This window comes from Chitinophaga sp. OAE865, from assembly GCF_040546735.1.
In the GTDB taxonomy this organism is placed as follows: Bacteria; Bacteroidota; Bacteroidia; order Chitinophagales; family Chitinophagaceae; genus Chitinophaga; species Chitinophaga polysaccharea_A.
Genome location: NZ_JBEPOF010000001.1, coordinates 1,587,927 through 1,609,608, shown reverse-complemented (window position 1 = coordinate 1,609,608; position 21,682 = coordinate 1,587,927). Strand labels below are relative to the sequence as shown.

16 protein-coding genes are annotated in these 21,682 nt (G+C 47.1%); 4 read left to right on the top strand and 12 right to left on the bottom strand.

Annotated elements, in window-relative coordinates:
• Positions 1–2 precede the first annotated feature (2 nt).
• Complete coding sequence (locus ABIE50_RS06750; protein ID WP_209866682.1) at positions 3–1,139, bottom strand: hypothetical protein; 1,137 nt, start codon at positions 1,137–1,139, stop codon at positions 3–5.
• A gap of 377 nt (positions 1,140–1,516) precedes the next feature.
• Between ABIE50_RS06750 and ABIE50_RS06745 the strand changes: the two genes are divergently transcribed.
• Complete coding sequence (locus ABIE50_RS06745) at positions 1,517–3,106, top strand: hypothetical protein (protein ID WP_209866680.1); 1,590 nt, start codon at positions 1,517–1,519, stop codon at positions 3,104–3,106.
• 60 nt (positions 3,107–3,166) lie between these two features.
• Here ABIE50_RS06745 and ABIE50_RS06740 read toward each other — a convergent pair whose 3' ends face one another.
• The 7 genes from ABIE50_RS06740 to ABIE50_RS06710 all read right to left on the bottom strand — a co-directional run bounded on the left by ABIE50_RS06740 (position 3,167) and on the right by ABIE50_RS06710 (position 15,117).
• On the bottom strand, positions 3,167–3,718 hold the full coding sequence (locus ABIE50_RS06740; RefSeq protein WP_209866679.1) for a ferritin: 552 nt from the start codon (positions 3,716–3,718) through the stop codon (positions 3,167–3,169).
• A gap of 850 nt (positions 3,719–4,568) precedes the next feature.
• Positions 4,569–4,967 (bottom strand): energy transducer TonB, encoded by a 399-nt coding sequence (locus ABIE50_RS06735; RefSeq protein ID WP_209866677.1) that lies wholly within the window; start codon positions 4,965–4,967, stop codon positions 4,569–4,571.
• A 65-nt stretch (positions 4,968–5,032) separates the two neighbouring features.
• Complete coding sequence (locus tag ABIE50_RS06730; RefSeq protein ID WP_209866675.1) at positions 5,033–6,337, bottom strand: RagB/SusD family nutrient uptake outer membrane protein; 1,305 nt, start codon at positions 6,335–6,337, stop codon at positions 5,033–5,035.
• Positions 6,338–6,355: 18 nt separating this feature from the next.
• Positions 6,356–9,505, bottom strand: coding sequence for a SusC/RagA family TonB-linked outer membrane protein (locus ABIE50_RS06725; RefSeq protein WP_209866673.1), 3,150 nt, complete (start codon positions 9,503–9,505; stop codon positions 6,356–6,358).
• A gap of 173 nt (positions 9,506–9,678) precedes the next feature.
• Positions 9,679–12,162 carry a bifunctional glycoside hydrolase family 9 protein/polysaccharide deacetylase gene (locus ABIE50_RS06720; protein WP_209866671.1) on the bottom strand — a complete coding sequence of 828 codons (2,484 nt, stop codon included), beginning with the start codon at positions 12,160–12,162 and terminating at the stop codon, positions 9,679–9,681.
• Positions 12,163–12,226: 64 nt separating this feature from the next.
• On the bottom strand, positions 12,227–14,611 hold the full coding sequence (locus ABIE50_RS06715) for an ABC transporter permease (RefSeq protein ID WP_209866670.1): 2,385 nt from the start codon (positions 14,609–14,611) through the stop codon (positions 12,227–12,229).
• 137 nt (positions 14,612–14,748) lie between these two features.
• Entirely contained in the window at positions 14,749–15,117 is a 369-nt protein-coding gene (locus ABIE50_RS06710) for a VOC family protein (RefSeq protein ID WP_142683894.1), read from the bottom strand.
• An 82-nt stretch (positions 15,118–15,199) separates the two neighbouring features.
• Here ABIE50_RS06710 and ABIE50_RS06705 point away from each other — a divergent pair, with 82 nt between their 5' ends.
• Positions 15,200–15,571, top strand: a complete 372-nt coding sequence (locus tag ABIE50_RS06705; RefSeq protein WP_354027901.1) for an SRPBCC domain-containing protein — start codon at positions 15,200–15,202, stop codon at positions 15,569–15,571.
• Between the two features lie 47 nt (positions 15,572–15,618).
• Here ABIE50_RS06705 and ABIE50_RS06700 read toward each other — a convergent pair whose 3' ends face one another.
• Positions 15,619–16,257 (bottom strand): SMI1/KNR4 family protein, encoded by a 639-nt coding sequence (locus ABIE50_RS06700; RefSeq protein WP_142683896.1) that lies wholly within the window; start codon positions 16,255–16,257, stop codon positions 15,619–15,621.
• Between the two features lie 38 nt (positions 16,258–16,295).
• Entirely contained in the window at positions 16,296–17,123 is an 828-nt protein-coding gene (locus tag ABIE50_RS06695; RefSeq protein ID WP_209866668.1) for a metallophosphoesterase family protein, read from the bottom strand.
• Between the two features lie 212 nt (positions 17,124–17,335).
• On the opposite strand from ABIE50_RS06695, the gene ABIE50_RS06690 reads away from it, so the two are divergent.
• Positions 17,336–18,853: a malate:quinone oxidoreductase gene (locus tag ABIE50_RS06690; protein WP_209866666.1), complete on the top strand. Its 1,518-nt coding sequence runs from the start codon at positions 17,336–17,338 to the stop codon at positions 18,851–18,853.
• Between the two features lie 200 nt (positions 18,854–19,053).
• Positions 19,054–20,421, top strand: a complete 1,368-nt coding sequence (locus ABIE50_RS06685) for an alpha-L-fucosidase (RefSeq protein WP_354027900.1) — start codon at positions 19,054–19,056, stop codon at positions 20,419–20,421.
• Between the two features lie 14 nt (positions 20,422–20,435).
• Here ABIE50_RS06685 and ABIE50_RS06680 read toward each other — a convergent pair whose 3' ends face one another.
• Both ABIE50_RS06680 and ABIE50_RS06675 read right to left on the bottom strand, forming a co-directional pair.
• On the bottom strand, positions 20,436–20,831 hold the full coding sequence (locus ABIE50_RS06680) for a DUF1634 domain-containing protein (RefSeq protein ID WP_209866664.1): 396 nt from the start codon (positions 20,829–20,831) through the stop codon (positions 20,436–20,438).
• A 3-nt stretch (positions 20,832–20,834) separates the two neighbouring features.
• Complete coding sequence (locus ABIE50_RS06675; protein ID WP_209866662.1) at positions 20,835–21,671, bottom strand: sulfite exporter TauE/SafE family protein; 837 nt, start codon at positions 21,669–21,671, stop codon at positions 20,835–20,837.
• Between the last annotated feature and the right edge of the window lie 11 nt (positions 21,672–21,682).

The window sequence follows — 21,682 nt, the reverse complement described above, 5'->3', positions numbered from 1 at the left end:
AATTATTTCGCCCCTTTTTCACCGGCAACCGGCTTTGCAGCCAGTAGTTCCCGTCCTTCCGCGGTAAGTTCCACCACTACAAGCTTTCCGCTCAGATCCATGGACTCCTCCATTTTATCTCCTTTAATCTTTTTATAACGTTCATTGTGCGAAAGATCTTTGACCTTCTCTGTACCTTTCATTTTTCTATACTCAACTCTATTCCTATCCGAATCTAAAAACTTTGACCAGTCAAACTTTCCGGATGCAAGGCTCATGTTTGAATTAAAGAGCTTATCAGTACGGAAATTTGTGTTATATCCATGTTTTGCGTCAGGAGAATGTTCTTCAATAGTGTCTGCAATCTTTACCATTTCGGGGCCTTCCATACCGTTGATCATTCCCCAATGAGCATGTTGGGGAATAAAATCCTTGTGCGATACTTTTGTTTCCAATGCTGCATCCATCTCACTTTTAGCTATTTCCAATTTTTCTCCGCCTTCGTTGAGCTTACCTATCCACTCTCCTCTCTTTCTATAATACTCATCATATTCATCCGGCTTCGAATAACCTATCAGCAAAGAAACCTGCGGAATGGCATTATAGGTATGCAGTATTTTTTTAAGCTCTTTATGGGATTTAAAACTAACAGTTCTTGCAGTCAGTAGTTGCTTACCTTCATATTTAAGATTACTATTAATAAGTTGCAACATAAGATCAATGTTAAAAATCTCCCCTACAAATGTATCCGGTGATTGGGAGGTGAATTTATCCATTGTTTTTGTCATCTTTTGCTGCACGGCTTCATCAAATCCCATTGCCCGCATTACCGCAATAATTGAAAACAGGCCACAGTTGCCATGCGTTTGCACTGGTATCTGTTTTTCAGTGATCGTTTCTATCCGCTGTACCACCGCGGCCGTATTTACTGGCAGCTGGAAAGGCGCCGCCTGCAACTGAGTTGCCTTGAATATTTCTTTTCCGGCGGGCTTCAGCTGAAAGGGAGAGGTAATTAATTTTTCGCCCGGATTTACTGCAAAGGGGCCGGAGGCTGCAGGTTGTTCCTTAGGTGCATGCCGGGCAATGCCAGCAGTATTATGGCTATGCGCAGCTGCGCTGGAGGTGGCGGCAGGCTGGGATTTAACCGGATCCTGTATCATATTATTATTATTGAGGGATTGGGTGTTTTCATTTATTATTATATAGATAAGTTACGGATTAAACTCCAATTAACAAACAAATTAACACAGCTGCTAACAAATATATTAATAGCGTAAAAGCGGGTCTGACAGCATTATATAGCAGAAAAATATATTTCTTATTAATTCCGCTACCACTGGCATTCTACCTTACTGCACCATTATTTTCCGGTTATATTATTAGGCCTGCCAACAGGCTATAGCTAATTTTCCTCTCTTAAAAATACAGGCTATCCTGATGCAAATTCCATGTTCCGTATAACGTGTTGCCTTACCCGGCATCCTGAACAAACTGTACTATACAATTCCACTTATAAACCATCATCAAAATCAAATTCATGAAACAAATGATTTCCTTATTCAACACCCTGCCCGGTGTTATGCAAAAGCTGGGGTACCATTGCCTCCTGTTGACCAGTATAGCCTGTTCCAATAAAGACATGCTAAAACAACCTGATGATCCTGCCAACCCGCATACCCAAAGCGGTATCCGTACCATGGCCGTTTCGCCGGTAGGCGATGTGGTAGGAAAACTGGTAGTTGGCTACCAGGGATGGTTTGCCTGCAAAAATGATGGCTCCCCTTCCAATAACTGGATACACTGGGGCAGTACTCCCGGCGGCCTCCCTCCTTCACCAGGTAATCAAACATTCGAGCTGTGGCCCGATACAAGAGAATATACCGCTACTTTTCAAACCGGTTATGCCAACCTGGGCAATGGTCAGCCTGCGAAGTTATTCTCGTCCTGGACCGATCAAACCGTGAATACGCATTTCATGTGGATGCAGCAATACGGTATTGACTGTGCAGCTATGCAACGATTTGGTAAAAGTACCCCGCAAAAAGACGGGATTGCCGGTAAGGTAATGGCTGCCGCACAAACCTACGGACGCAAGTTTTATGTGATGTACGATATCTCCGGATGGACAAATTTTCAGACAGAAATAAAACCCGACTGGACAAATGTGATCGTAAATACCCTTCACCTTACCTCCTCTCCAGCCTATGCCAAACAAAATGGCAAACCCGTAGTTTGCATATGGGGTGTAGGTGTAACGAACCGTCCGGGTAACGTTACTTCCTGGACAGATGTAATTAACTGGTTCAAAGATCAGGGTTGTTACGTGATTGTTGGCGGACCGCGCGACTGGCGTACCCAAACGGCAAACTTACCCGCCTATAACGCCAGCAATATGATCATGCCCTGGGCAACCGGCACCTTCAGCAATATTACCGGCGCCAATAATTATGTATCCACCATTGCAGCCGATTTTGCATACTGCAACAGTAATGGAATTGATTATCAGGCCGAAGCGTTTCCTGGCTTCGCATGGTCCAACTGGAAAGGCGGTGCACCCAACCAGATCCCAAGATTGCATGGAGATTTCATATGGCAGCAATTCGCCAATATCAGGAACCAGGGAATACCAAGTGTATATGTGGGTATGTTTGATGAATACGATGAAGCTACTGCTATTGCCAAAGCTGCGGAAGATGCGTCGATGATTCCTACCAATCAATACTTCCTGACACTGGATGCGGATGGGGTACATGTATCATCCGACTTCTACTTACGGCTGGTGGGTGACGCCGCAAAAATGATCAAAGGACAAACACCGTTGGTATGGGCACATCCCACTCCTCATGTGGTAAATACAGGCGGCGTAACTTTTTACCAGAATACCAATTATGGCGGTACTGCCAGCCAGATATTGCCTGTTGGCAATTATACCATGTCTCAATTGGCTGCGTTGGGAGTTCCCAACGACTGGGCCTCTTCTGTTAAAATACCCGCCGGCCGAACATTGATTATGTATGGAGATGATAACTTTTCGGGCAGCTCCTGGACACGCACCAGCGACACTCCCGACTTTACAGCATTAAGCCCTTCGGCAAACGATAAGATGTCGTCCTGCAGGGTACAATAAATTATAAAGCAGGGGTTACATTGTTGCCCCTGCTTTATAACATTATGATTAGCCCTTTCGTTATGGGTTCTCTACAGTTTTTGTTTCTGCCAGTTCGGCCTCATCCGGCTGTTTCTCCAGGTCACGGTCTAACGCATACAACGCCTCGTCTGTAGCCCGTTCACCACCTGCTACTTTAATCTTATCCAACAAGCCCAATGCAAGGGTTTCTTCTTCCGTTTGTTCTTTCACAAACCACTGCAGGAAATTCCATGAAGCCCAGTCTCCTTCATCGAAACTCATCTTTACTAGTTTATAAATGCCGGCAGTATTATTGATTTCCTGCTGAAACACCTGCTCAAAACAATGCTGTACACTGGTTGGATCAGCAGGTGGTTGTGGGATAGCAGCTATCTCAACCTTCCCGCCCCTTTCCAGGATATACTCCAGGAATTTCATCATATGATTACGTTCTTCGTTTGCATGACGAAAAAGGAAATTGGCAATTCCATTGTATCCTGCGCTTGCAGCCCAGGCGCCATACGACAAATATATCTGCGCTGCAAGTGCCTCCTGGGTCATTTGATTATTAAGTCCTGCCTGTAAACTGGCTGAAAGTCTGTTTCTATTCATGACATCAGTTTTTTAGGATGAATGCTATTCACTAATAGCAAAACGCCAAATCAAAAACTACACCACAACGGTGGATTGTGTTCCTCAGTTTGCTTTGGCAGTTTCGGAAAAACCACTTCGCATAGCTATTTCCAATCCGCTAACGGCCGGCTTTTCTTTCAATGGCCAATACCTCACCTTTGGCACATAACCAGCCACAACGGAATTCATAGTATAAAATTCCCCGGGTATATTGTCTGTCAAAGCAGATGGCCGATAACCTTATCCGGCCAATACAAAACCTTGTAGTGTCTATCTCCCTGATACTTCTGATCATGGCAAAACAACTCTTAAAATCAGCAGCCCTGTAAGTTTGCTGCAGGCGATTTAAACTATCAATAATGAATTCCGGCTGATCTGAGAAAGAGAATATCTCTTGTAAGAATGAACGGGAGCAGGAGTCTATTGAGGCTCTATACACACTAACCGGGGAAAAACATGGACGTAATGCGGTATCAGGATACAATACGCCCAACCTGGAACTATTCCCAAACAACTTGTCTCTCTGTTTTAACATCTCCTTTCTTTCAGCTACAATATCATTATTCTCATAATTATATTTTAACGATAATTTTTCTGCTTCTGCTCCTAAACAGAAATTATAAAATCTTGCTTCTATTAACTCGTTTAATATATCATTATAAGCATTTAATCGCTCATCCGGTGTCGGGTAATCACAATATTTAATTTGTTGTCTGCAAGCATATAGTATCAGTATAATAAAACAAAAAATAAAAGCATCTCATACCGGATTAATTAATCAGATATGAGATGCTTTTATGGAAATAATCCATATAGAGGATTAATAAATCTATTCTTCCCGAGGATCAATAAAAACCGGAAGGAAATATTGCACTGCCACCTTCTTTCCTTTGTTCGTCCCTGGTCTCCATGCAGGCATCATTGTTATGGCCTTCATTACTTCAATATCCAACGCGCTTACTTTATTTGCATCTGTAGGCTTTACATCATAAATACAACCTTGTGCATCAATGATAAACCGTATGTGGGAACGGCCCGCAACCTCTTTCTCTTTTGATATGGGTGGATATTTTATGTTCTTTGCCAGGTAGTTTATCAATGCAGCTTCTCCGCCCGGAAAAGCCGGTGGCACTTCTACAAATGAATATATACTATCCTCCGGTCGCTGTCCATCAGCTGATATAACTGCCAACAAAAACGAAAAACACATCATTAGTTTTAAAGGCATAGATATCTTTCTATAAAAAACCAGTTCTGGTTGCCACCTCCCCCGGCAACCAGAACTGCGCTTTACTAAAACGCCGGATCATCCGGTGTATTTGGATTATCATTCCGTTCCACAAACGGGTAAGGGAAATAGTTCCGTTTCCTTTCTGCCACGGGCCTGCCAAACCGGCGGCTATCTTCCAGCTCCTGGCCGTTCATAAACAATTCTATTCTCCGGTGCTTATAGATCAATGTCAGCAATTCTGCTTCAGTGGCTGCAGTTACGGGAGGCAGTGATGCGCCAACGCCATAGATATCTCCGGAAGCTGTTTTGGTTACAACTTTATTCAGGTAAAGCAATCCATTAACAATATCATGCTGCCTGGCATAACTTTCCGCTTTAATAAGCAACATTTCACCGGGAAGATAAATAGGAACAGCGGTAAGGTTGCCCGCAAAAAAACCATTGATATTGAACCTTGGCTTTGCAGGCCTCGCAATATAGAATGGTATCCGTTTGTCGGCAAGATCCGGCTGGATGGGCACCGGTAAACCCATCGTAGAGTCGACCACGTTATAGATATTATTCGTAGCTGTTACCAATGCAAAGATCGGGTTGGTGATCTGCGGATTAAAAGAAAGAGTCGAGATTACATTCAGGTCCACTTTATCAGCTGCGCTGATGGCTGCCGCATAATCGCCGGCACACAATGCATATCGTGCCTTCAGGGCATACAAAGTATTAATGATGTCCACGTTTTTGGGTATATTGGCTAAAAAGCTGCTTCCTATGGGCGTGGCCGTTACAGTACTGATGGCATTGTCCAGCGCCGCAACAGCCATTATATACCCCTGTTTCGCTGGCACAAATTTTACACCACCGGACGACAATACAGGCGTACTGGTATTTTCCGGTACCTGCTCCCAGAAATTGGCCTGTACACCAATGGCCAGTGCCTTAAAGATAGTGGTGTAGGCAATCAAACCGCTGGCAAAGCTTTTATCTTCAACAATGGCCGCCGTACGGCGTAAAACACTGTCTGCTTCATACCTGATCTTATTGGAAACATTCCACATCCCGGTTACCACTACATTAGTGGTCAGAATCTTACTTCCCCCTGCTCCAATTTGTGCTTCATCTGTATTGCCCGGATTGGTAACAAAAGTTTCCCCTACCAGCAAACTACCGGAAGTGACGGTGGTGTATAAGAGGCTTTCCCGGTTCTTTGAGTACCAGGTCTGTAATCCTACTGCTACATTGGCTAATGTAGTGGGTGAGCTGTAAGCGCCTTCCGATGAGGGTCCTGAGGGGTCCTGGTAATCTTTCTTACACGCTGTGAAAGTGCAGAGTAAAGCGATGGCGATAGTGCTATATTGAATATGTCGTTTCATGTTGTTCTTTTTTTGTGATTAGAATTTTGCACGGATAGCAAGGTTATAACTTCGTGGTACCGGCACCGCACCAAAATCAATACCGCGCAATACGGTACTTTGCCCTGCTGCATTCAATTCCGGATCATATCCTTTATAGTTGTCCCAGGAAATAAGATTCCTGCCACCAAGACTAATTGTAAGATCACTTAGTCCTTTCAGCTTACCAAAGCTGTAACTGAAAGCTACTTCCCGCAGCTTCACAAAGGAGCCATCGTCAATCCTCCATTCCTGGATGTTATAATTACCTGCGATAAAGCCACGCGGAAGCAGCCCCAGGTCTTCCTGTTCTGCTACTTTTCCGTTATCCACTCCTTGCCTGGTTCTCCAATCGGCATTGAACACATCTCCTCCCTGTACAGCATCTACCTGTATATGAAGCCCGAGTTTTTTATACTGGAAATCACTGGTGAGCGTACCGGTCCAATCGGGGTTGGGATCACCGATCTTTTTATTCAGTGCAGTAGCGCCGACCGGTGGTAACCCGGTGGCAGGGTCGCGTGCTACTGTATAGGTGAGCGGCGTGTTTTGCTTGCCGGCTTCTGTAACTGGTATACCGGCGGGCGTTTTCAGTTGATTCCCATTTTCATCCCTGGCGAAAAAGGTGCCATAGAAAAACCCGATCGGTTCCCCGGCAGCAATACCTACCGGGGCGCCGCCTACCGTATTGTACAGGATGAGCGCCTGCCCTATATCTACCGCTTTATTGCGGTTGCGGTTATAGATAGCAGTAAGATTCCAGGTAAAGTTGGGGGTTTTCACCGGCATGATATTCAATATTGCTTCCACACCGGTATTCTGTAAGGTGCCAATATTGTCCTGGTAGAAAGAGTAACCTTTGGTAGGCGCCACAGCCCGACTGATCAGGAGGTTTTCCACCCGCTTGTGATAATAGTTAACGGAGAGGCCTATACGATTGTCCCAGAATGCCAGGTCCGTACCCACTTCCAATTCTTTTTGCTTCTCTGGCTTCACATCGGGATTGGTATAGGTGGAGGGCGACTGGAAAGCCGCGGCTCCTATAAAAGCGGTGGCATTATAGGTATTATAACGGCCATATGCCGGGATACCGGTTAGGTTACCTGATTCGCCATAGGCAGCCCTTAGCTTCAACAGGTTCCACCATTTGGATACCGCTGATTTTTCCCAGAAATCGGTACCGGATATTACATAACTGCCGCTCACCTTTGCATACAGCTGATTCCTTTCATCCACTCCAAATACGGATGATCCGTCTACACGCAGCGCACCGGTAAGAAACAGCTGGTTACGGTATTTAAAGTTCTGCTGGATATACTCACCGGAAATGGACAGTTCCGTGCGTTGATCTGCACCGGGCATAATAGTAGTTGCCTTATCTGCCGTTTGCACAAAAGGTGGCAACCCTCTTCCCTGTTCCAGGGTATAGTGCATGCGCTGGTATTGTACAGAGTAACCTAACTGTGTTACAGAACTGAGCTTATCACTGATATCCCAGTTGTAAGTAGCATTAAGATCATGGTTGATCAGGAAAGAATTGTTATTACCCGCGCTGGCATAACCATTTTGTGCAGGATCCAGGGTAGGTCCGCCGCCGTAAAAACCGGGGCTCACAAAATAAGAGAATGCAGGCATAAAGGTGGTGCCTTCCTGGTTGTAGTTATCAATGCCGAGCCGGTAATCTACCGTAAGATTTTTAATTGGCCGCAGCTTAACTCCTGCACCGGCAATTACCCTGCCTACATGTTGCTGTTGTTTAAAGTCTTCCATAATGGAAACAGGATTTACACGGCCACGTTCCCCTACTTTCATCAATTGTCCCAGGGCATTACGTTTTTGTATATCGTAGTAGTTACCAATAATGGTAACGCCATTCATGGGAGAATAAAAAGTATTTCCATCAGGCTTTTCGTTGGCTTTGCTGTACACATAGTTCAGGCTGGCGTTAAAGCTGATCCAGCTGGCCAGCTCCTGGTCGAGATTCAGGCGGAAACTAAACCGGCTGAAATCCGTTTTATTGATAATGCCCTGGTTATAGAAATAACTGCCGGAAGCATAATATTTTGTTTTGTCTTTTCCACCGGCCACGGATATATTATTGTCAGTTCCCACTCCCGTGCGGAAAATGTAATCCTGGTAGTCGTACCTGTTCACCGGTGTAGTGCTCAGAACGGCGGGTGTCAGGATATTTTGTGTGGAATCGTCCGGCGATCCGCCAAACTTGACCGGCGCCCGGTTTACATCCAGTTTTTTACGTAGCTGGTTCACTGAAAAGGAGGTGGAAAAATTAACTACCGGCGCGCCTGCGCTACCTCTTTTTGTGAAGATCTGTACCACACCGGCATTGGCGCGGGAACCGTAAATAGCTGCGGCTGCGGCGCCATTCAATACCTCTATACGCTCAATATCTGCCGGGTTAATGTCTGAAATCCGGCTTTGTCCTACGTTCCCTACAAAGTTGTTCCCTGCGCCTCCCGCCGGATCAGCAGCGCCGCCAACACTGTAGCTCGGATCGGCATTGGTTACACGCGTGGTAGAGTTATCGATAATAACTCCGTCGATGATATACAAAGGCTCTGTAGAACCGGATATAGTACTGATACCACGGAGCTTTACGGAGATGCCACCGGCAGGGTCTCCCGAGTTCTGGGAAATCTGTGCACCAGCAGTTTTACCTTGCAGGGCTGCCAGCACATTGCCGGAACCGCTCTTACTGAGCTCATCGGCTTTTACTGTGCTGATGTAGTTACCCAGCTGCCTGCGGGTAGTACCTTCGGAAGTACCGGTTACCACAATTTCATCCAGTTTGGATACTTCCGCGGTCAGCTGGATGTTCTGCGTATAACTGGCCGTACCGGCGCTTACCACCAATACCCTTTCACCAGGTGCAAAACCAATTCCCGTATAAGCCAGCGTGTAGTTACCCGGCGGCAGGTTACCGCTGATGGTGTAACGCCCTTCGCCATCTGTTTGGGCGCCCAGTTTTGTATTTCTCACCACCACAGTTATACCGGGAATAGGCGATTGCTGGTTATCTGTAACCTGGCCGGAAATCTTCACCTGCGCATAGGCAGTGACAGCCAGTACGTTCATGAACAGAAACAGCAAAAAGGACCGGCCTTTAGCCATTTTCAATAGAAACAAGCTCATAGAAAAAATTTAGCGGGTTTAAGTTTGGTCGATTTACAGTCACATGTAGTATTCAATTACTACCAGTTCTTGGTTTTTGGTTGTCTTTACCTTTGTTTTGATTCCTGCATTTATGTGTATTCTCAATACATTAAGTTCGCTAAAAATCAGCAGGCCACCAAAAGAGCATAATGTTATTGCAACACCTGGCTCAATGAATTGAAATGATATCCCCGCTGCTTCAACACGGTGATCAGCGCATCCAGGCGCTTATAAAACTTATCCTTTCTGCGGGGATCTGTACCGATGTGCATAAGCAACAGGAACCCATTCAATCCTGCAGGATGGCTGGCTTCGAACTGCAGAACGGATTGATAAATCTCCGTTGATGTACGGTATTGTTTTCCCAGCTCAGGGTAGGTGTAATCTGCATTGGAACGTGTTCCCGGAGTAAAGTTGATCAGCCGCAAACCTGCATTGGCAGTCCAGGCAGCAATGCTGTCGTTGTACCATTCATATGCCGGCAAGAACCAGGGTGCTTCTTCTTTTGAAATTCCTGCTGCTGCCATTTTCGCGTAGTTGGCCTGCAGGTCATCCGTAAATTGTTTTTCTGTGACCAGCAAACTGTCCCTGCGCTGCCAGTCGCAATACAAAAGATGCTGATCACCGTGCGCGCCTAAGTAATGGCCATCTGCTTTCAATTGCCTGATGAGCGCCTGGTTAGCGGGTTGCTGATAAAATTTCCCCGTAAAGAAGAATGCTGCCTTTATATGCTGCTGTTGCAATGTATGCCGGATCACTTGCGCACCGTCCGTGTATTCATCTCCTGTAAAAACAAGTACCAGTTGTTTTTTACTGCTATCTCCCCGGATCAGGCCTCCGTGATCGTATTGGCGTTTCCCCGCCCCTTCCTGCGCTTTGGCCGCCATCAGGTATACCAGGGAAGCCGTGCCATCCATAGTGGGCTCATTGGTGCTGTAATCGCCTGTGTCATCGTGATACACAGCAAGGCCACTCTGGAAAGCAGCATATTCATCACGCGCCGATAAGCGGATACCGATCAGGTTTTTATAGATGTTGGTATACACCGGGCCATCTACCAGTCCTCCATCCACCGGATAGTGGCCAATAGCAGAAAAAGCGGCATGCGGGTCTGATGGAAAATCTCCATTGGCTGGCAATCCATACACCATGCTGGTGCCCCAGGGATTACAGCCGAAGAGCCAGTCGATATTCGCCTGCTCCAGGGCCTCAAAAGTATTTTTATTGCTCAGTTGCCGGTACCAGTAACATTGGATGGCAAATGCCGTGGTGAGATTATTACTGCACCAGATAAATGGAATACCGCGGTAAAAAGCATTCTGTTTTGCTTTACTCCAAACTCTTTGAATACCGGTTTCGTAATAGGCAGTGAGTCGTGCCTTTTCTGCTGCATCCTGTTGCGCCAGTGCATAATGCCCAAGGTTGATAAAGGGATACCACTGGTAATGATTGGCGGTATCGGCGCCCAGCCAGGGCGTTACTTTTTCCCCGGCGGCATAATCACTGGCAGCCTGGCGGTACTGTGTTTCCCGGGTGATCCTGTACAACTGTGCAGCCGCCAGTTCCATATCATCCGTCCAGTTATCTTCTGCATAAATGTAGGGCGACAATACCGATGCGGTTTGACATACACCCGGTTGTTTCCTTCCCATTTGCCAGGCAGATAACGCGCGCGTTTTCAACAACGCTGCATAACCGGGCGAAGTGTTTTTCAGCAGCTCATATCCCAATGCAAATGCGCTGGAAAATTTTCCGGCTGTGGAAGCCACACCCGTGCTTTTGTTTTTGTATTTACCCAATCCCTGCGGCGTGCCCGTACAAAAGTATACAGGCCGTTCAAAGCCTTTACCATAAAAATTATCTTCTCCCGGCAGGCGAAGACCTTTATGATCGCGGTCGTCGGCCACCTGGTTAAACATCAGGTGATCCGACGGATGCATTTTCAGTAACCAGTGGAGCCCCCATTTTGCTTCATCCATCACATCACTGATATGATTGCTGCCAGGCAGGCCATTGGCTGAATATCTATCTTCAAAAACACCAGGAAAATCACGATAAGCGGCCAGTAAATGAAAGGTGGCGTTAGCAGAAGTGGTTACATACTGCAGGTAATCAGTAGCATCATGCCAGCCGCCTGCTACATCAATATGCGTACTGTCGGGCATAGGGCCATACATGGTATACCCGTCGTGCGTATGGCAGGAATCCATGAGCGTTGGGTTGAAGCCGCTTCTCTGCTGTCGCATATAACGCAGTAAAAAATCAGGCGCGCCGGCATAAACGTTATCGCCTATACGAAAAGCAGGAGAAATGGTACTGCCTGTTTTCAGGTAATATTTTCCGGGAGATGAATACGCGGAGAAATCCAGCCGGCAGGTTTGATCAAACGGACCGTAAGCACCAAAAGGCTTACCTGTACTACCGGTAAAAACCACTTTATCCGAACCGGCAGCCACCAGCTCAAATGTGCGGGGTTGCTCTATTCCTTTACTGCCCCATACAGCTACTTTAACGCCACCCGGAAGGTATCCGAGCTGGTTAATGCGTATCCATGCCGCAGGCGTTTGTGCATGGCCGTTAGTAGCTATGAACAGTAAGTTGAACAGGTATGCAACAAACAGCCGGGCGTTTTTCATTATTCAATGCAGGTTGAGGATATTCAATAAAAATACCCTTTTTAACGCACAGGGAAAAGAAAAATTATTCTGCCCGGAGGCTCTTTACCGGGTTGGCCAGCGCGGCTTTTGCCGCCTGGTAACTCACCGTGAGCAAAGCTATCAGCAAAGCTCCCAGCATGGTGAATGCAAATATCTCCCATACAATCGTAGTATGATACTCGTATTTCAACAACCATTTATTTAACGCATACCAGGCCACGGGAATAGCAAGGCAGCAGGAGATACTTACCAGCACCACAAAATCTTTTGACAACATTTTCCACAACTGGAATACAGTAGCGCCCAGTATTTTGCGGATGCCTATTTCCTTGGTACGTTGTTCTGCAAGATAGGAAGCAAGGCCAAACAGGCCCAGGCAGCTGATGAGGATAGCCAGCAGGGCAAAGAAGGTAGACAGCTGACCAATACGTTCTTCTTCACTGAACTTCTTTGCATATTCTTCATCGGCAAATTTGTATTCAAACGGTGCAGCAGGATTATATTTCTGCATGATGTTCTGAATAGCGGCCATTGCCTTACCAGTGCTCACTTCAGGATTGATCCTTATATTCACAAAGTTACCGGGCTCTTTCAGCAGGTAATAAAGTGCGGGTTGAACTTTTTCGTATGGAGAGGCCATGATCATATCATGTACTACGCCAAGTACATGATACTCCAGGCTGTCTTTACGGATAATCTCTCCTACTGGGTTATCAAATCCCATATACTTTGCAGCAGCTTCATTCAGGATCAGTCCCATGGAATCAGTAGCAAATTCTTCAGAAAAATCCCGGCCCGCAATAAATTTCCAGTCCACCGTTTTACCATAATCCATTCTGCCTCCGATCACGTTAAACCCACCCATCTGATCGGGTCGCTGCCCTCTCCATTTATAATCGCCTGCGCTTGCCCATATATCTGTAAGCGGCCCCTGCGACTCTGCCACTGCGGTAACCATGCCTGAAGCTATCAGTTCGCGCTTGATCACGTTATAATTCCGGTAAATTTCAGGGGTGGTCATTTGTATGGAAAGCAGCCCGTTACGGGTGTATCCCACAGGGAGATTTTTCGCAAACTGGATCTGCCGGTATATAACAATAGTACCGATGATTAAAATAATAGATACTGTAAACTGTACCACTATCAGGGCTTTACGTGGCAGGGCAGAAAAGCGGCCGGCCCTGAAAGTGCCTTTTAATACTTTTAACGGTTGAAAAGACGACAGGTAAAGCGCGGGATAGCTGCCGGCCAGTAAGCCCGTGAACAGGGTGAAGCCAATACCTATGCACCAGAATACCAGGCTTCCCCATAAAATGCCAATATGCTTATTGGCCACCTGGTTAAACCAGGGTAGTACTATCAATACGATCAGTATAGATAAAACAAAAGAAAAGAATGCCACCAGTACAGATTCACTTAAGAACTGCCAGATCAGCTGCCGGCGCATGGAGCCAATAGCCTTGCGGATCCCCACTTCCTTTGCCCGTTTCTCAGACCTGGCGGTGCTGAGGTTCATAAAGTTGATGCAGGCAAGCATCAATACAAACAGCCCGATGATGCCAAATAGTCTCACATAACGTATTTGTCCGCCTGTGTTCACACCATTTTCAAAAGAAGAATACAAATGCCATTTGCTCATCGGGTGAAGAAACAGTTCTTCTTTCACACCCGGGTCCAGGGTGATGTGAGAGGCCAGTGCATTGCTGATTTTTGCGGATACCTTATCCATGTCGGCATTATCGGCTATCTGTACCTGTAGCTTTACGGCATTGAAGTCCCACTTATCTTTCATATCGCCAATCCAGGTCCAGTTATTAATAAACAGTGCCCATGGCGCAATATAGTCGGTGCCGCTGATAGACGTATTTTCGGGGAGATCTTCATATACACCGGTTACCTTCAGCACAAGGTGACGGTTATTATCCATCTTCACCAGCTGGTCCATCGGGTCTTTGTCGCCAAACAAAGCGCTCGCCAGGCTGGCGGAGAGCAATATAGATGCTGGTTCTTTCAGGCCGTTGCGCGTGCCTTTCAACATTTTAATACTATACATTTCAGGACCACCAGGCTCTGTAAACACACCGCTTCTGGTAAACTTTTTATCGCCCGCTGAAAGAGTATGTATACCGTCTGCCGACATTACCACCTGTTTGAAATCGTCGGGATAGGTGCTGCGTAAATGAGCTGCCAGAGGAATGGGCAATGAATTAAAGGCTCCTCCTTCGTCGCCCTTCGTCATCCGTTGCCACACCGAAGCAATACGGTCGTAATTGGCGTGGTACTTATCGTACGACAGCTCATTCCATATCCACAGCCCGATGAGCATCGTAACAGCCATACCGGCAGATAAGCCGAAAATGTTGATAAAGGAGGTACTCCTGTTCTTCAACAGGTTTCTAAAGGCGATTTTCAGATAATTCCTGATCATGGCTAGGCTGATTTAATGGACACCCTAAAGACACAAGAAGGCCGCCATAGTTGCACCCCCTTATCCACAAAGGATTTCGGGGCATACACACGGCTTTCCCCGTCCGGAAATGGACAATAAACGGCCGGAAATGAACATCAGGAAGGTTGTTGAAGGATAACACACACATCTTCGGCATCTCTCAGGGCAAATTCAAGCGCCCCCCAGGGTTGCAGCTTTATCTCGGATAAGTTGGGGTGCAGCAGTTCGGGGTGACTTCCCTTCACCAGCGCGTATGCTGCTTCTATATCATCTGTTTCCAATCTTATCTGGGGCCTGTCTTTGATCGCCCATTCATGGCTTTCCACCAGGTGGATCACCAGTGTATCCCGCTTGATAATACAAAAAGGCTGCTCTGCATTATCATCCCGGTAAGCCATTGAAAAACCCAACGTATCCACAAATAGTTGCAAGCCCACATTCATATCCGAATAAAAGATATTCGGGATCAGTTTGGTTAATTGCATATGATCAAATTTTACAGGAAAGTAAATAATAATTCGTCAATTCAGTAGCTTTGAAAGCATGAAAGACTACAAAAAACATTTTATGCTCGCAGCGCCGCCCGAGGAAGTGTATGCTGCACTTACCAATCCCGCCACTATCCAGTTATGGACAGGCGAAGTAGCGGAAATGTCGACAGAGCCGGGCACTGAATTCTCTTTATGGGAAGGGAGCATCGTGGGTAAGAACCTGGAGTTTGAACAGGATAAAAAGATTGTGCAGCAATGGTATTTTATGGAAGATGAGGAAGAGGAAGAAGAAAACCCTTCCATAGTAACCATCAAGCTGCATCCATCTCCCAAGGGAACAGATGTGGAGCTGAAACATGTGAATATCCCGGATGAAGCTTATGAAGATATTATTGCCGGCTGGAATGAACAGTATTTCGGCTCGCTGATAGATTTTTACAAAGATTAGAATATACAGGGCCTGCTCAGCATGCGCTCACATGCTGGGCAGAACTGTTATTCTCTTGTCTGGTACGGGAAGCTGCTATCCAGCCATTCAAAATTCATTTCTTTCTCTACAATTTCATGCAGGGCCACATTGGTCAGTCTTCCAAAATCATATACAGCTTCTACAATCCCGGCCTGTTTCGGCGTCAGATAAGGGGCGTGTGTACGCAGGAAGTTGCGGCAATTTTCTTTCATGTTGCCATGGGCAATCAGGGAAGGATTCCTGGGATCCAGGTCTGTTACAGCTTCCAGCATCTGCAGGAAAATAAAATCCTGCAGGTTCTTGGCAAGGATGCAGGCTTCATTGGAATCATGAAACACCTGCACAATGGGCACATCATCACCGTTTTGCAGGTTATAGTAAAAAGCAAACCAGTCGCCGGCGCCACTCATGGCAAAGGGAACAAAACGGTGTACCGGGTCTGCAAAGAGCAGCCCTTCATCCATTTCCTCCTCCACTGTGGAAAGAGACATTATTTCAAGATCATTGGCGTATAGCAGTAATGGAGGCGCAGTTTTGATCGCGGGATATACCTTATCCAGCCAGTCTTCCCCGAATTCACCCCAGTTCAGCATACCATCCTTATACAATTGTTTGTACAGCGTTGGATAGGTAAACCCGTAGTCCTTTTCAATTTCCTCCAGCATAGATTTTCTTTTAGCATCCCGAATGTCCGGCAAAATAGCTAAACTTTCGGAAAAACCTGTTCATTCTGTCGCTTCAGCGGATTCATGATGAAGGAGAGCAGGCTGCCATCTTCTTTGAGCTCCACTACCCGGAACCCGTGATAGCCTACGCCCCAGCTACCGCCAACATGGCCGTCGAACAAGAAGGGAATGGGGCAGTTGTCGAGCATCTTCACGCTATCCTGGTCATGATCATGCCCGTTGAAAATGGCCCTGATATTAGGGTATTTGCGGATCAGCGACTGGAATTCTGCACAATCCAGGCCGTTGTCTGTCCATTTTACCGGGGTAATATGCAGGAAGATGAATATATTTTGAGCTGTTTTATATTCCTCCAGTTTACGGGCGAACCAGTCAACATCGGGACAGATATACTTTCCCTTCTCGTCTGCGGTATTACCAAGCAGGATCACGTGGTTGCCAATTACCATATCATGATTGAGAGGCATTCCCCAGGCCTGTTCCCAGGCAGCAGCCGGCACCATGTCGTGGTTCCCGTGGGTTACCAGCAGTCTGGGATGCAGCTGTTTCAGTTTGGCTGCTGCGGGTAGCAACAGGGCAGGATCATTATGGATCACATCTCCGTTGAGCGTAAAAAACTCGCAGGGGTATTGCCGGTGGAATTGGCTGAAAGCTGTTTGAAGGTCCAGGAAGTACTGGTCGTAATTGGTTTTGGGCTCTCCGTAGTGCCAGTCGGACCCTACGGCAAAGCGAAAAACGGTTTTACTGTCGAAGTGCCGGGGAGTTACGGCCTTTACTATCTTGCCGCAGGCAGAAATAACTACTGCTGCGGATACTCCTTTTAAAAACAGGCGTCTGTTCATCATAGAATAAAAATAAACTTTCCGGGTAGTCAATTATTTCATTGCCAAATGCTTAACCAAAAGATAAAAATATATATCCATGTAACAAATTCAAAACTTTCAATCCGTTCAGAAAGAATTGTAATAATATTGTTAAAGTGTAGTAAAACGATCAATTTATTCTACCCGCATAAATGTTTTGATTGTAACTTTGCACCTCGAATAAAAATGGGGTTATGTTTAGAAGCAAGAGTACAGCTGGAACAGGTCCGGATGTGGTTTTAATCGGCGCCGGGATCATGAGCGCCACACTTGGAATGCTCCTGAAAGAGCTGGAACCCGGGTTAACCATTGCAATTTTTGAACGACTGGACGTGGCAGCTGCGGAAAGCTCCGATGCGTGGAACAATGCAGGCACAGGGCACTCTGCATTTTGCGAGTTGAACTACACGCCACAGAAACAGGATGGATCAGTAGATATTAAAAAAGCGGTGAACATTGCAGAGCAGTTTGAAGTGTCACGCCAGTTTTGGTCATACCTGGTAGAAAATAACATCATTTCCAATCCGCACGATTTTATACAATCCGTTCCCCATATGAGTTTTGTTTGGGGAGAAGAGAATGTGGATTACCTCAGAAAACGTTACAATGCCCTGCAGCAGTGCCATCTGTTTAAAACGATGGAGTATTCTGAAGATCCGGAGAAGCTGAAGAACTGGATGCCCCTGGTAATGAAAGGCCGCGATGCCTCCCAGAAAGTAGCGGCCACACACATGGAAATGGGTACAGACGTGAACTTTGGCGCTCTGACCCGTGCCTTGTTCGGTCACCTCGAAAAAATGGAAGGCGTAACCATGCACTTCAACCATGATGTGCGCGACTTCAAAAAAGAAGACGACGGCAGCTGGACCATCAAGGTAAAGAACCGTGGTACCCGCGAAAAACAATCCGTCAACACCAAATTCGTATTCATTGGCGCCGGCGGCGGTTCCCTGCCGTTGCTGGAGAAATCAGATATCCCGGAAGGAAAAGGTTTCGGCGGTTTCCCGGTAAGCGGACAATGGCTGCGTTGCAATAATCCCGAAATAATTGAACAGCACCGCGCAAAAGTGTATGGCAAAGCCTCTGTGGGCGCGCCTCCTATGTCTGTGCCGCATCTTGATACCCGTATGATCGACGGACAGCGGGCATTGCTGTTTGGCCCTTATGCAGGGTTCTCCACCAAGTTCCTGAAGAACGGCTCCTTTATGGACCTGCCTCTATCCATCAAAGCCAACAACATTGTACCAATGGTGTCTGCCGGCCTCGATAATATTCCGCTCACCAAATACCTGATTGCACAGGTAAGGCAGAAGCCGGAAGACAGACTGGAGGCATTGAGGGAATATTTCCCCGAGGCCAAAATGGAAGACTGGGAACTGGAAATTGCCGGTCAGCGTGTACAGGTGATTAAAAAAGATCCTGAACATGGTGGCATCCTGGAATTTGGTACTGAAGTGGTGAGTGCTGCCGACGGCTCCATTGCTGCCCTGCTGGGCGCCTCTCCCGGTGCTTCTACCGCTGTTTCCATTATGCTTAACCTGCTGAAACGCTGCTTTAATGAAGACGTGGAAACAGAAGCATGGCAGATAAAATTAAAGAAAATGATCCCTTCCTACGGACAATCACTCCTGAACAATCCGGCACTCTGCGATGAGCTGCGTGCATGGACCACCCAGGTACTGGAACTCCGCGAAATGGAAGCGGCCCAATAAATATATTCCCCGGTTGGCTCTTTTATTCCTTCCCGGGATAAAAGAGCCAACTAAAAAACTACCAGTTTCCGGTAAAATCAGCCCATCCGGGACCATTTTTTTTATAGATATTTATGTGAATTGAAAAAGACCGGCGCGCCAAGCGCTTATTTTTACATAGATTATGCAATCGTTTGCAATAACAATGTCAATTTCCACATATGTTTATGAAAAAAGTGATGCTATTCCTGATGATGCTCCTATCCACAGCGCTTCTGCACGCGCAGCACACCCTTACCCGCGACCAGCGCATGCAGTGGTGGCGGGACGCCCGCTTCGGTATGTTCATTCACTGGGGCGACTATGCCGTACTGGCCGGTAACTACAAAGGCCACCAGGTGGGACGCGGCGGAGAATGGATCATGAACCGCGGTAAAATACCGGTGCTGGAATACCAGCAATTCGCCAAACAATTCAATCCTGTTAAATATGATGCAGACGCATGGGTAAAAACAGCCCGAGACGCTGGCATGAAATATATTGTGATCACGGCCAAGCACCATGATGGTTTTGCCATGTTCAAATCTGCCGCCAGCAAATGGAACATCGTTGATGCCACGCCATACGGCAAAGATATACTGGCGCCGCTGGCCGCCGCCTGTAAGAAATACGGCATCAAACTCGGGTTTTATTACTCACAGGCGCAGGACTGGAATAATCCCGGCGGGGCCGCTGCCCGCAAAGTAGCCACAGAAGGCTGGCCCAACCCAGACTCTGCTCAGATAGACGCCTACACGCAGGCGCATACCGGCCACTGGGATCCTTTGCAAACCTCCGCTACCATGTCAGACTACATAGATAAAGTAGCCGTGCCGCAGGTAAAAGAGCTCCTCACCAACTACGGCGAAGTGGCTGTGCTCTGGTGGGATACTCCTACCAATATGACCGACGAATATGCACAAAAACTGCAGGAAGTGCTGAAACTGCAACCCAATATCATTACAAACGACCGTTTAAAGCGCCCCAACTTTCCCGGCGACTATAAAACACCTGAACAGAAGATTCCCAATCAGTCGGAGCTGGATGGCCGCGACTGGGAAACCTGTATGACCATGAACGGTACCTGGGGATATAAAGATTACGATCAGAAATGGAAAAGCACGGAAACGCTTATACGAAACCTGGCAGACATCGCTTCCAAAAACGGTAACTACCTCCTGAATGTGGGCCCGGACGCACTGGGCCGGTTCCCCGAAGGCAGCATAACCGCACTGAAAAGTATTGGCCGCTGGATGAAAGTAAACGGCGCTTCTATATATGAAACCCAAGGAAGCCCGCTACCAGCCTTATCCTGGGGACGTTGTACGCAAAAGGTGAAAGGTAACACTACCACGCTGTACCTGCATGTTTTCAACTGGCCCGCTGACGGGAAGCTCCATGTTCCCGGTATAAAGGGCAAAGTAACCAGCATCCGCCTGCTGGCCAACAACAGGCAGCTTACCTCCGCCACCAGCGGCGACGAGCTTGTCATCAACGTTCCAGCCTCCGCTGTTGACAGCATCGATACAGTAATAGCTGTTACGCTTTAGCGGCGATGCGGATTTTATCCCGCTATTCCGCCCAGCATGCTGAAGAGAATGATGCCCAGCACCAGGAGGGTAATACCAACGTAAAGGAAATCCTTCTCCACTAAAAAAGCAATCACTGAAAAGGCTATACGAATAATAGGAGTAGCAATCAGCAGCACAATTCCCAGCTGAATGATGTTCATACCTTTGTTTTCCATTACGCCCTGCCAGATGCCGGGAAGGCTGGTCAGTCCTTCCCTTACACCGGTAAAATCGGCATAGGAGGGCTGCTCATGCCCGTGACGAACAAGATAGATCGCTCCGCCGATAAATACGATAATGCTGGAAACTATAACGCCTATACGAAGTTGCTTACCAATAAGCTGCTGAACATCCTTATCGCGGAAATATTTTGATAATACCTGTTTCATAGCTTATAGTTTTCCGGTGACACCATTGTAGATCATCTGCAGCGCCAGGAGACCGATCACTACGCTGAAGACTATACGTAACCATTTTACATTGGCGCGGGCAAGCAAACGTGAGCCTGCAAAAGCGCCTGCCAGCACGCCCAACACAACCGGCATACACAGCCCGGGGGAAATATATCCCCGCTGCAGGTATACCACCGCGCTGGCGGCAGCTGTAACACCAATCATAAAATTGCTGGTAGTGGTAGACACCTTAAAGGGGATACGCATAATGTTATCCATTGCCAGCACTTTCAACGCGCCGGAACCTATACCCAGCAACCCCGACATTACACCGGCGAAGGTCATCATAAAATAGCCGCCAGGCACATGATGCACCTTATAATCAACTATCCCGCCGGCAGAAGGGTAGCTGCCATTGAGCCGCAGCTGCTCCGCTGCTTTGCTATCGTCCTTTTCTGCGGTGAATTCCACTTTTTTACGGAACGACATCAGGGAAGAAAAAATGAGGACCAGGCCAAAAATGATAGCCACTACATTGGTGGGCATATACACCGCTATCAGTGCGCCCACAACAGCTCCGGTGGTAGTGGCAATTTCCAGGAACATACCGAGCCGGATATTTGTAATACCTTCTTTTACATAGGCAGAAGCAGAGCCGGAGGAAGTAGCAATGGAAGCCACCAAAGCAGTACCAATGGCGTACCGGATATCGGCATGAAACACCAGGGTTAGCAGGGGAATGATCACAACGCCGCCGCCAAGCCCGGTCAGCGACCCCAGCAGCCCGGCCATAAAGGCCCCGCAGAGGAGGATCAGGGTGAATGATAAAATCGTCATAAGATGGTTTG

What these genes read in the sequence shown, in the direction of transcription:
- ABIE50_RS06750 (WP_209866682.1), bottom strand. Translation starts at nt 1,139, where the DNA reads ATGATACAGGATCCGGTTAAATCCCAGCCTGCCGCCACCTCCAGCGCA.
- ABIE50_RS06745 (WP_209866680.1), top strand. Translation starts at nt 1,517, where the DNA reads ATGAAACAAATGATTTCCTTATTCAACACCCTGCCCGGTGTTATGCAA.
- ABIE50_RS06740 (WP_209866679.1), bottom strand. Translation starts at nt 3,718, where the DNA reads ATGAATAGAAACAGACTTTCAGCCAGTTTACAGGCAGGACTTAATAAT.
- ABIE50_RS06735 (WP_209866677.1), bottom strand. Translation starts at nt 4,967, where the DNA reads ATGCCTTTAAAACTAATGATGTGTTTTTCGTTTTTGTTGGCAGTTATA.
- ABIE50_RS06730 (WP_209866675.1), bottom strand. Translation starts at nt 6,337, where the DNA reads ATGAAACGACATATTCAATATAGCACTATCGCCATCGCTTTACTCTGC.
- ABIE50_RS06725 (WP_209866673.1), bottom strand. Translation starts at nt 9,505, where the DNA reads ATGAGCTTGTTTCTATTGAAAATGGCTAAAGGCCGGTCCTTTTTGCTG.
- ABIE50_RS06720 (WP_209866671.1), bottom strand. Translation starts at nt 12,162, where the DNA reads ATGAAAAACGCCCGGCTGTTTGTTGCATACCTGTTCAACTTACTGTTC.
- ABIE50_RS06715 (WP_209866670.1), bottom strand. Translation starts at nt 14,611, where the DNA reads ATGATCAGGAATTATCTGAAAATCGCCTTTAGAAACCTGTTGAAGAAC.
- ABIE50_RS06710 (WP_142683894.1), bottom strand. Translation starts at nt 15,117, where the DNA reads ATGCAATTAACCAAACTGATCCCGAATATCTTTTATTCGGATATGAAT.
- ABIE50_RS06705 (WP_354027901.1), top strand. Translation starts at nt 15,200, where the DNA reads ATGCTCGCAGCGCCGCCCGAGGAAGTGTATGCTGCACTTACCAATCCC.
- ABIE50_RS06700 (WP_142683896.1), bottom strand. Translation starts at nt 16,257, where the DNA reads ATGCTGGAGGAAATTGAAAAGGACTACGGGTTTACCTATCCAACGCTG.
- ABIE50_RS06695 (WP_209866668.1), bottom strand. Translation starts at nt 17,123, where the DNA reads ATGATGAACAGACGCCTGTTTTTAAAAGGAGTATCCGCAGCAGTAGTT.
- ABIE50_RS06690 (WP_209866666.1), top strand. Translation starts at nt 17,336, where the DNA reads ATGTTTAGAAGCAAGAGTACAGCTGGAACAGGTCCGGATGTGGTTTTA.
- ABIE50_RS06685 (WP_354027900.1), top strand. Translation starts at nt 19,054, where the DNA reads ATGTTTATGAAAAAAGTGATGCTATTCCTGATGATGCTCCTATCCACA.
- ABIE50_RS06680 (WP_209866664.1), bottom strand. Translation starts at nt 20,831, where the DNA reads ATGAAACAGGTATTATCAAAATATTTCCGCGATAAGGATGTTCAGCAG.
- ABIE50_RS06675 (WP_209866662.1), bottom strand. Translation starts at nt 21,671, where the DNA reads ATGACGATTTTATCATTCACCCTGATCCTCCTCTGCGGGGCCTTTATG.